Source organism: Nonomuraea diastatica (genome assembly GCF_004349015.1).
GTDB lineage: Bacteria > Actinomycetota > Actinomycetes > Streptosporangiales > Streptosporangiaceae > Nonomuraea > Nonomuraea diastatica.
On sequence record NZ_SMKP01000271.1, the window covers coordinates 1 to 10,457 of the forward strand.

The window sequence follows — 10,457 nt, forward strand, 5'->3', positions numbered from 1 at the left end:
GCCTCCCCCTGGCCCCGACCGCCTGCGCAGGCAGCCCCAGGAGGCGCTCAGCGCCCGCCACGGGGGTCTGGGGGCGTACCAGGCCTCAGGACAGCGAACGCGGGCCGGTTCCCTGCACCGCGCACAGCTCGTATCTTCCGACAACTCGCACCGGCGTCGCGACCATGCCGGTGTCGAGGCGCTGACCTCTGGGTATTGTTGCCCCACGTGAGTACGCCGCGATTCCTCGACCTGCCGCCTGGCGTCGCACCACAGAAGATCGAAACGCCACAGGGCACGTTCGCGGTCCTGGAGGCGGTTCCAGTCAGTGGTGTGATCGAGCGCTGGCCCGCACTCCTGGTCCCCGGCCTGACGGGCAGCAAGGAGGACTTCCTCGCGGTCCTGATGACGCTGGCCCAGTCGGGCCGCCGGGTGGTGGCCGTCGACCTGCGCGGCCAGTACGAAACGCCGGGCCCGAACGACGCCAGGGCCTACACGTGCGCCGCGCTCGGCTCCGACATCGACACGCTCGCCCAGGTCGTGGGCGGCGGCGAGCCCGTGCACCTGGTGGGCCACTCCTTCGGCGGGCTGGTGGCCAGGGAGGCGGTGATCGACGGGGTGACGAAGTTCGCGTCGTTCACGCTGATGAGCTCGGGTCCCGGCCCCATAGAGGGCCGGCGGGCGCGCAACGCCAGGAAGATCACCGAAGAGGTGCCGGCGCTGGGCCTGGAGCACCTGTGGCATCACAGGTTCGAGCCCGAGGCGCTGGCCGGCGACGTGTCCGACGAGATCAGGGAGTTCCTGCACAAGCGCCTGATCAGCAACTCGCCGACCGGCCTGTCACGGATGGCCGAGCAGGTGCTGACCATGCGCGACCGCACCGGCGAGCTGCGCCAGATCGAGGTGCCCACGCTCGTCCTGTACGGCGAGCACGACGACGGATGGCCGCCGGAGGCGCAGTCGGACATGGCGGCCAGGCTCGGAGCCGACTCCGTGGTCGTGCCGGGCGCGGTGCACTCCCCCGCCGTGGAGGCGCCGGAGACGACGGCGGCGGCGCTGGTGAGGTTCTGGAACACGGCCGAGAAACAGTACTTGGACACAAGGTCCAATGCCATGTAATCCTGCGTTCACCATGAGGGGCATCGAAGACATCGTCGTCCAGCCGCCGCAGAGCGCGACGTGGCAGGTGCATCTCGACCGCTCGATGTGGGTCGGCGGCGTACGCGGGCTCATGTTGCAGGCGCTGCACCCGCTGGCGATGCGCGGCGTCTGGCAGAACTCCTCCTTCCAGGACGATCCTTTCGGCCGCCTGCGCCGCACCGCCGACTTCGTGGGCCGGGTGACGTTCGGCAGCCCGGAGGAGGCCGACGAGATCGGCAGGCGCGTGCGCGGCATCCATCGGGCCCTGCGCATCCATGATCCCGACACCGGCAGGACACACCGGGTCGACGACCCGGAACTTCTGCTCTGGGTGCACTGCGCGGAGGTCTCGTCGTACCTCGAGGTGGCCAGGCGCGGCGGGCTCGGGCTGACCGAGCGGCAGGCCGACCGCTACCTGCGCGAGCAGCGCAAGAGCGCCACGTACGTCGGCCTGCACCTCGCCGACGTGCCCGGCTCGTGCGCGGAGATGGACGCCTACTTCAAGCAGATGCGCCCCAGCCTGCGTGTGACGGAGGAGGCGGCCTCGACCGTGCGCTTCCTGATGTGGCCGCGGCTGCCGCGCGAGCTCAGGCTGCTGTCCCCCGGCAAACCCGGCTACTTCCCGTTCGGCGCGCTCTGTTACTCCACGCTGCCCGACTGGGCCAGGCGCATGTACGGCGCGCTGCCCGAGGTGCCTGCGGCGGCCGTGACGGCCGGGCTCCTGGCGTTCAGGCTCGCCGTGGACGCGCTGCCCGAGCCCGTGCACGACCGTGCGTTCATGCTGGCCACGCGGCGGATGTTGCGGGCCTCCAGGGAGCGGCTCGGCGCCGCGGGCTACGACGTGAGCAAGGGGCTCAAGGGGCTGACCGATCCCCGCCGCTGGCCGAAGTCCCCGGCCGCCTGACGGGCGCGAGCACGCCCGCGACCAGCACCGCGGCTGACACGCCTGCCATGGCCCAGCCGCCCGTGTCCAGGCTCGTCCCGTCGAACAGCACGCCGAGCAGCGCGGACGCGGTGGCCGCACCCACATAGCGGGACGCCTGGAAGAAGCCCACCGCACTGCCCGTGTCGCGCCCGCCCGCGTGCACGAAGACCAGCGAGTTGAGCCCGAACTGGCTGAACGCCGACGCCACGCCCAGCAGCGCCGCGACCACCGGTACCAGCATGACGGGGCCGACCGCGAGCATCGCGCAGGATCCCGCCACCAGCAGCGCGCCGCTCACCACCAGCACGGCCCGCATCCCGAGCCGGGCCGCCAGCGTCACCGCGACAGGTGTCGCGACGATCGCCAGCACCGACAGCGGCAACACCAGCAGCCCCGCGACGTGCGCGGGCACGCCCCCCACGCGCTGCGCCCAGAGCGGCAGCGCGAGGAACGCCACGTAGAAGACCACGTTGACGAGCGCGTACTGGCCGTAGGTGGCCAGCAGCCGCGGGTTCTGGCGCGGCAGCAAGGCCCGCCGGGCGCCGTCCACGCGCACCTTGGGCAGCCACCGCAGGGCGGCGGCGAACGCGACCGCCGCGAGCGGCACGTTGACCAGGAAGATCGCCCGCCATCCCCACAAGGAGATCAGGAATCCGCCGAGCACGGGTCCGGTGGCGGCGCTGGCGGTGAGCACCATCGAGATCATGGCGATGACGCGCGGCGGCGGCCTGCCGTCGGCGTCGGCCATCGCCGCCTGCACGATCACCATCCCCGCGGGCATGGTGGCGCAGCTGCCGAACGCCTGCAGGAGCCGCACCACCACCAGGGCCGGGTAGGTGGGCGCGAGCGCGGCCAGCACGCCGGTGACCGCCATCGTCACCAGCCCGGCACAGAACACCAGTCGCGGCCCGAACCGGTCCGCCAGCGTTCCCATCAGCGGCGGGACCATGATGCCGATGACGTAGAAGCCCCCGGCCAGCCAGGTGACGGCGGCGATCCCGACGTCGAACTCGGCCTCGATGCCGGCCAGAGCGACCGCGATCATCGACGAGTTCAGCGGGTTGAACAGCGAGCCCAGCGCCACCGCGACCGGTAACCGCTCCACGCCCTTCACGGTCAGGTCCTCGCCGCCGAGCGGTGAACCCGGCTAGTCGGCAAGCCCGTCCCAGGGGCGGCGCTCCGGCCCGGCGGCCTGCCCCTCGGGGCAGTGACGGCGGAAGTCGCACCAGGAGCAGATGGGGCCGGGGGCGGGCGCGAACAGCTCGTCGACCTCCGCCGGCACGGCGGCGGGCCCGATGGACGGCCGCTCGCCTGGCGGGGCCGCGGGTTTGCGCGCGGGCGCCGCCACGAGTTCGCGGTAGCGTTCGTCGGCCTCGGCGGCCTCGGTCGCGACCTCCTCCGCGCGCCGCAGGTGGCGGGTGAGCGACTCGTCGGTGTGCTGCCACTGGACGATCTCGCCGGTCGGCAGGTGGTGGAGCTCGACCGTGCGGCAGGGCGTGCGCATCATCGTGGAGGCGGCGATGGCGTAGGCGGCCAGGGCGAGCGACGAACGGGCGTCGTCCTGGGTGAGCGGGCGGCGGCCGGTTTTGTAGTCGACCACGACCAGCTCGTCGCCGCGCCGGTCGAGCCGGTCGATGCGGCCGGACAGGGCGACGACCTTGGTGCGGGTGGCGACCGTGCGCTCGACGCCGACCGGATCGTCAGCAGGATCTAGAGTCGCGACATATCCGGACACGAGGTCGCGAGCGCGGCCCAGCCACCGGCCCGACTGCTCGGCGTCCTTGAAGCCCTCGGTGATCCACCCGTTCGTGACCAGGATGGCCGCCGTCAGAGGGGTCCTGCGTTCGTACGGCTCCCGCCACCAGCCCGCCAGCGCGTTGTGCACGCTCGCCCCGACGCTGTTGTGCGCCCAGGCGGGGCCCTTGGACGGCTGCGGCCGGTCGAGATAGGTGAACCGGTAACGGCGGCGGCAGTCGAGCCAGGCGTTCAGCCGCGACGGCGTGCAGGAGTAGAGCCGCCGCGGCATCCCTTCCAGCGGAAGCTGTGTGTTCATCCGCCCTCGCCCCGCGAGGCGGCAGGACGGGACCCGCCGACCCTGCTCATGGCCTCACTCGTCGCCGGGCCCGAGGCGGATGCCGGAGATCTTGGTGCCGTCGGTGAGCGGGCCGCCGTCGGCGAGCTCCGAGGGCTCGGTGTCGACGCGGGTCAGCGACCCGGACACCCAGTCGTCGAAGTGCGGCTCCAGGTCGCCGACCGTGACCTCGTCGCCGTGGGCGGCCAGCACCCGCGTGTCGCCGGGCAGCGTGAACAGCCGCCCGCCGATCGAGGTCAGCTGGTCGGCCAGGGCGGGATATTCGCCGCCCAGCTTGCCGGGGCCGTCGGCCTGCAGGGCCTTGCCGGTGAACACGGCGCCGAGCCCCTCGCAGTAGAGTGACACGCCGCCGGGCGAGACGCCGGGGGTCTCCATGACGTCGAGCTGGACGTCGGCCACCTCGAAGACGCCGTCGTCCTCCATGTCGATGTCGGGCCAGGTCTCCGACCAGGTCTCCCGCCACAGCGGCTTGTCCTTGGGATGCAGGGCGACCACGGCCTCGTCTCTGCTGGCCACCTCGATGGAGGCGCCGACGTGGTCGGGCAGACCCGCCGTGCAGATGACGGCCAGCACCTCCCGCTCGCCCACCTGCTCAAGGATCTTTTCGGCGTCACGCGCCGCGTCGATGACGATCACTTCGTCGTCGTCACCCACGATCCAGGTGTTGTTCTCGACCTTGTGCTCGGTGCCGTCGATGTCGACGACGCCTTCGGTCACCACTCGCTCGATACGCGCTGTCACGCCTCCGAACTCTAGCCCGTCTACACGAGAGCGCGAATCGCCGTCGCCTGTCCTATCCCTCGAGCCGGGGAGAGAACGCACCGAAAGGGACATCCAGGTCGTGATCCCGCACGTCGATCAGCGACAGCTCGGTCAACGCGATGAGGCAGCCGGCGTCGGCCGGCCAGGCGATCGTCCACAACCAGTTGCCGAGCGCCTCGCCGGCGTAGACGGCCCGGTCGGCCTGCCCGTTCACGCACCACATGGCCGTGGGATGGCCGAGCACCTGGATCTTGGCATTCGGCGGGCCGGCGTCGAACCCCGAGCCCGGGTCGGGGCCGTCGAGCCCGGCGAACGCCGCGCCCAACCCGATGCCCGGCTCCTCCGCGATCACGAGCAGGTCGGCCGGCCCTTCCATGAGCGACGGCCCGCTCAGCGCGACCACGCTGGCGCGACCGCCGGTGCGCTGGTCGCCCACCTCGCCGAAACCGGTCACCAGCCAGCCGGCCGGCAACGGCCAGGGCAACCACACCGGAACCACGGAGCTCTTGCGGATCGCCTCCAGCGCCGTGCTGGTCGGCGGCCATGGAGGCTGATAGGGCAAGACATCCCCGTGCGTGTCGCATCGATACGCACTCGACCAGGCGCTCGGCTCGTGAAGCCGGCCAAAGCACCGTGGGCAGGTAGCAGCCGCTCTCACAGCTACCCACGGTGCTTCCTTTCGCGGCGTTGCGTCAAGGGCGGTTCTCGTCATCTCGTCGTAATCTTGGTCATGTGCGCGTAAATTGTGTTGGGGCGATAATTTTGGATGCCTTTGACCGAATTCTCCTTGTGCAGCGGGGGCATCCGCCCGGCATGGGCCTGTGGTCCGTACCCGGCGGCAGGCTGGAGCCCGGCGAGACCGACGCCGCGGGGCTGCGGCGCGAGGTCTTGGAGGAGACGGGGCTGCACGTGGAGGTGGGCCGCCTGGCCGGCACGGTGGAGCGCCCCGGACCCGGCGGGGTCACGTACGTGATCCGCGACTATCTCGCCGCCGTCACCGGCGGGACCCCCGCGGCCGGTGACGACGCCGCGGACGTGCGGTGGTGCGGCAGGGACGAGGTGGCCCGGCTGCCGCTCGCCGAAGGACTGCTCGACGCGCTGACAGGCTGGGGCGTGCTGCCCCGCTGAGCGAAGCGCCTGCCGGGGCCCGCGCGGCGCCGCCCGCCCCGCTCGCCGGGCTCCCGGCTCCTACCTGCTGGCGGACAGGCTGGAGGTCCACAGGATCAGATGGTCGGCGTTGTACGTCGTGGACCGGCCGAGGGCCACCACCTCCGCCCCTGACGCGTCCGCACGCGAGACCGCCACCGCCGACAACCACTGCATGCCCCGCCCCGCCAGCCTGTCCTTCGTCAGCTCCATCCGGTTCCACGACAGCCCGTCCTGCGAGGTCCAGGCCGTGCTGTCGCCCTCGCCAGGCGCGCCGTGCCAGCCGACCGCCACCAGACCCTCATCGGCCGCCGCCAGGTCGTAGACCGCCGCCGCCTGCTCCGCGGGCAGCCAGGCCGTCCGCCACGTGGCGCCGTCGTCGTCGGAGGCGGCCGCGAACGCCCGCCGCGCGCCGTCCACCAGCGCCGTGCCGATCGCCACCAGCTTGCCCTGGTACGCCGTGACCCGCCGGAGCCCGGCCGAGGTGGCGTCGGGCGGGGACACCGGGTCGCGAGCGGTCCAGTTCACGCCGTCGTCCGAGTGCCACACGACGCTGTCCTCCTGGTCGGCGGTGCCCGAGCCGCCCACGGCCACGAAGCCGTCAGAACTGGCGACCGCGTCGTGGATGCGCACACCCGAGCCGCCGTGCGGCAGCTTCTCCGACCTGGTGAACTTGCGCAGGTCAGGGGTGAACCAGATGGCCGCGCTCGACACGCCCGCCTGGTCCTTGGACTCGCCCACCAGGACGTACCCCTGTTCGCCCGCCGTCACCACGTGCGTCGTCAGGGAGGGGTGGTCCTTGTCGCGTGCCAGGTCGCCGGAGATGTCAAGCCTCTTCCAGCTCTCGCCGTCGGCGGAGGTGACGAGGAGGGGGTCGGTGGCGGCGACGTTGGACTCGGTGGCGCCGACCGCCAGCCAGCCCCGCTCCCCATGCGTGACGTCCTCCAGCGACTGCCTGCCCGGCCCGCCGAGGCTCATCGACTTCCAGCTCTGCCAGTTCTTGATCGTCCACAGACCGGCGTCGCCGGACGCCGAGCCGACGGCGACGTACCTGCCGGAGAAGCTGGTCAGCGCGGTCGTCTCGCGCGCGATCCGCGACAGGCCCTCGACCTCGCCGAGCTTGACGCGCGCCGCCTCGCCGCGCGGGGGCGCGGCCATGAGCACGAGCTGGTTGTCGACGTCGGACGCCGCCTGGTCACCGCCGGCGAACAGGGTGCCGCCGTCGGAGATCGTGAACCCGCGCAGCGTCGCCCCCCGCAGGTCCGCTAAGTCGGCCCGCTTGTCCCAGTCGCGCGCGTTCGTACTGGTCAGCACGGTGTACCTGCCGAGGCCGGCCTGCGTGATCGCCGCGACGCCTGACTTGTGGGAGATCAGCGCCTCCACGCCGGGGCTCTCGCCGCTCAGGCCGCCGATGGTGCCGCACTGCTCCCACTGTGCCCCTGTCGGCGAGCAGTAGACGCGTACGTCACCCGTGACCGTGCGCTGCCGCGTCGGCACCAGGACGAACTGCTCGGGCAGCATGCCCAGCGTCCCGGTGCGCGGCACGGCCTCGGGGAGCTGGAAGCCGGTCGCCTGCCAGTGACGCCCGCCGTCGGCCGAGCGCAGCACCCGCGATCCCTCGCCGACCGCGGGTTGCCCGATGGCCACGACCGTGTCGCCCTTGGCCACCACGGCTCTGATCTCCCGTACTTCCAGCCCCCTGGTCTCGATGCGCTCCCACGCTGCGCCGTCGTTCGAGCGCCAGGCCGCGGGCCCGGACCCGCCGTCCTCCCCCGTCGTACGCCCCACCGCGACGAAGCCCGAGGCCGTCCGTGCGATGTCGTGAATGTGGTCACCGGCCCGGAACGCGGCCCCACCCGGCTCCTCTACGGCCGTCCAGCTGAACCCGTCGGTGCTGGTCCACAGGCCGCGCTCGCCCGACAGGCCGTCGCCGCCGCTGGCCAGCCACCGCCCGTCGCCGCCCACCACCCGCTGGACCGTGGGCGAGGAGACGCCCTTCACCTGGCCGAGCTGCCAGGTCTTGCCTCCGTCGGGCGAGAACAGGAACAGCGGGCGCGGCGTGGGGCTCGTCGTGTCGCTGCCGACCGCCACCACCGCGCGGCCCGCCGAGGCCATGTCGTTGAGCTTCTGGTTGACGCCGTCGCCCGAGGCGGGGACGGTGAACAACTCGTCACCCGAACGCCCGGTGCCCGCCTCCAGGCGCAGGCCGGGGGCCTCGTCGCCGCTCCACTGCCACACGAGCACGCCGGCGGCCACCAGGACCGCGGCGGCCACGGTCAGCACGATGGGGGTCGCCCTGCTGCCGCGGCGTGCGGGGCCCGCCCTGCGGACGGCGGCCGGCGCCGGGCCCCTGTGGTGCCTGCCGCTCGACCCCTGCGGGCGGGGCGGTCCGGTGGCGACCAGGAGGTCGGGGCGCGTGGGGCGTCCCGCGGGTGGCCGTCCGACGCGCCGCACCTCTGGCTCGCCCTCCTCCGGGTGCTCCTCCCGCGGCTCGGGCACCGGCTCGGTCTCGGGGGGCTCCTCGACGGGGTAGACCCGGACGTACGGGGGGATGCGGGTGCCCTGGAAAGGCTCGGCCTCCTCCTCGCCGGGCTCCGGATCGGGGGGCGGGCCGCCCGCGACGAGCTTGTCGGGGCGGTTGACGACGCGGCGGGGGCGGCGGCGCGGCTCCACCTCGGGCTCCGCGGTCGGCGAGCTGTACGGCCGGCGCCCTTTGGACGGTTCCGGTGGCTCGTCGTCCGGGACGGGGGCGGCGAACGGCGGCATGTCCCAGGGTGACGCCAGCGGTAACCCCCTGGCCCGGTCGTCGGTGGGCCCTGGCGGCGCATGGCTGATCCTGGGCTCTTCAGAAGAATGCGGTTCCGACGCCCCCTCAGAACGCGGGTCGTCGTCACCCGGCGGTCGCCGTGGCGGTTCGCTGGGGCCGGAGGCCACGCGCCGTACCTCCTCGTCGAACGTGTCGTACGGGTCGAACTCGTCGATCGATCTGGTCGTCCGGATCGGGTCGTGTCCAGGCATGGGAACGGTCGAAACGACTACCTCCGGGAAACCCTCGCCGTCCCCACAGGATCCAGACCAGCATGACTCAGCCGGAATAGCGAGACCTCTCTAGCGAGATTCCCGGCACCCCACGCCTGATTTATCCAGAGACAGTGCTTATTGACCGCTTTTTGGCTAGATACAACACACCACCCGCATAAACCGTGAGCTGCACCACGGTCCCCAGCAGCGCCTGCCAGGGCACCGGCACATTCGGCTGGTCGAGGGCCTCCTCCAGGCTGCCGGCCGCCGCACTCAACCCGAACGCGAGCACGTTGTTCATGACGTGCAGCGCGATCGCCGCCTCCAAACCCCCTGTCCGCACCGTCAGCCATCCCATCACCGCCCCGAACACGAACACGTCGACCAGCCCGGCCGGCTGATACCCGTGCAACGACGCGAACAACGCCGCCCCGATGAGGATCGACCAGATCGGATTGCGCACATGCGCGCCCACCGCCTGCAGGAACCAGCCGCGGAAGATGTACTCCTCGGCGGCCGCCTGGAAGGGCACCAGCAGCACGATCACGATCAGCGCGGGCAGGAAGCCCTCCCAACCGGCCCAGCCGAACATCTCGCCGCTCTTGCCCGACGCCGACATGACGAGCATCTGCGTGCCCTGGCCGGCCGCCAGCGCCAGGACGGCCAGCCCCGCGCAGCGCGCCATCCAGGACCAGCGCAAGCGACCGGCCACGGACGAGAGCGTGCCGGGGCGGCGGCGCTGGATGAGCGCCACCGTGCCGAGCACGAGCAGGATCATCGGCGCGAGCGACAGCAGCAGCACCACCAGAGAGAACTCCGGATTGCCCGACATTTGCCCGCTGGGCTCGATCGTGAACGGGATGCCGGTGAGCAGCGCCACCACCATGCCCGCGAGCACCACCACCAGGCCGAGCGTGAAGAACCCGGCGGCGATGACGAGCGTCCCGACGATCGCCCGCCACGGATGGGACGCGGCGGTCCTGGCCATGTGGTCGTAGCGGGCTCCCTGCGGCGCCGGCAGGAACCAGGGCTGACGCTGCGGCGGGGGCGGTGCGCCGTATGGGAATGGGGACCCTGGGTTTTCCTGCATCCATACATTCTGTCCGCTTGATGCGCAATAGTTCACAGACGGCGCGCTCTTTTAGGCGGATGCTCGGGGTCGTAGGCAATCGACCCTGGGAGCAGTCCATGTCAAGGCTGGGACCTGTCATCACCCTCGCGGCGGGCGCGGTGCTCGCCGCGGGACTCGGTGTCGCCAGCATCAACGCGGCACCCGCGGCCGACAACACGGCCGCCAGCACTGCCGCGGAGGCGCCCTCCACGGAGGAGACGACCCCCGCGCAGGAGAACACCACAGAGTCATCCCCCGCGGCGACGAACACCGCCCAGCCC

General features: G+C 72.1%; 10 protein-coding genes. 4 read left to right on the forward strand and 6 right to left on the reverse strand.

Annotated features, from left to right (window positions below; genetic code table 11):
- The first annotated feature begins 207 nt into the window (after nt 1–207).
- Nucleotides 208–1,098 (forward strand): alpha/beta fold hydrolase, encoded by an 891-nt coding sequence (locus E1294_RS48510; RefSeq protein WP_132518994.1) that lies wholly within the window; start codon nt 208–210, stop codon nt 1,096–1,098.
- 13 nt (nt 1,099–1,111) lie between these two features.
- Nucleotides 1,112–2,023 carry an oxygenase MpaB family protein gene (locus E1294_RS48515; RefSeq protein WP_132518997.1) on the forward strand — a complete coding sequence of 304 codons (912 nt, stop codon included), beginning with the start codon at nt 1,112–1,114 and terminating at the stop codon, nt 2,021–2,023.
- On the opposite strand, the gene E1294_RS48520 is transcribed toward E1294_RS48515, so the two are convergent.
- Genes E1294_RS48520 through E1294_RS48535 form a run of 4 tightly spaced genes read right to left on the reverse strand, consistent with a single transcriptional unit; the run spans nt 1,974 to nt 5,610 of the window.
- Nucleotides 1,974–3,149 (reverse strand): MFS transporter, encoded by a 1,176-nt coding sequence (locus tag E1294_RS48520; RefSeq protein WP_132519000.1) that lies wholly within the window; start codon nt 3,147–3,149, stop codon nt 1,974–1,976. The two genes, E1294_RS48515 and E1294_RS48520, sit on opposite strands and share 50 nt — an antisense overlap.
- Before the next feature lie 42 nt (nt 3,150–3,191).
- On the reverse strand, nt 3,192–4,097 hold the full coding sequence (locus E1294_RS48525; RefSeq protein WP_132519003.1) for a RecB family exonuclease: 906 nt from the start codon (nt 4,095–4,097) through the stop codon (nt 3,192–3,194).
- A 54-nt stretch (nt 4,098–4,151) separates the two neighbouring features.
- Nucleotides 4,152–4,877, reverse strand: coding sequence for an MBL fold metallo-hydrolase (locus tag E1294_RS48530; RefSeq protein WP_165977904.1), 726 nt, complete (start codon nt 4,875–4,877; stop codon nt 4,152–4,154).
- Between the two features lie 52 nt (nt 4,878–4,929).
- A complete protein-coding gene (locus tag E1294_RS48535) occupies nt 4,930–5,610 on the reverse strand; it encodes a DUF6758 family protein (RefSeq protein ID WP_342775158.1) in 681 nt (226 codons plus the stop codon).
- A 20-nt stretch (nt 5,611–5,630) separates the two neighbouring features.
- On the opposite strand from E1294_RS48535, the gene E1294_RS48540 reads away from it, so the two are divergent.
- On the forward strand, nt 5,631–6,026 hold the full coding sequence (locus E1294_RS48540) for an NUDIX hydrolase (protein ID WP_132519009.1): 396 nt from the start codon (nt 5,631–5,633) through the stop codon (nt 6,024–6,026).
- Nucleotides 6,027–6,086: 60 nt separating this feature from the next.
- Here E1294_RS48540 and E1294_RS48545 read toward each other — a convergent pair whose 3' ends face one another.
- Both E1294_RS48545 and E1294_RS48550 read right to left on the reverse strand, forming a co-directional pair.
- Nucleotides 6,087–9,062 carry a WD40/YVTN/BNR-like repeat-containing protein gene (locus E1294_RS48545; RefSeq protein WP_132519012.1) on the reverse strand — a complete coding sequence of 992 codons (2,976 nt, stop codon included), beginning with the start codon at nt 9,060–9,062 and terminating at the stop codon, nt 6,087–6,089.
- Nucleotides 9,063–9,183: 121 nt separating this feature from the next.
- Nucleotides 9,184–10,053, reverse strand: coding sequence for a CPBP family intramembrane glutamic endopeptidase (locus tag E1294_RS48550; RefSeq protein WP_165977905.1), 870 nt, complete (start codon nt 10,051–10,053; stop codon nt 9,184–9,186).
- Between the two features lie 200 nt (nt 10,054–10,253).
- On the opposite strand from E1294_RS48550, the gene E1294_RS48555 reads away from it, so the two are divergent.
- Nucleotides 10,254–10,457: hypothetical protein (locus tag E1294_RS48555; RefSeq protein ID WP_425465284.1), on the forward strand; the 204-nt coding region annotated here is incomplete at its 3' end.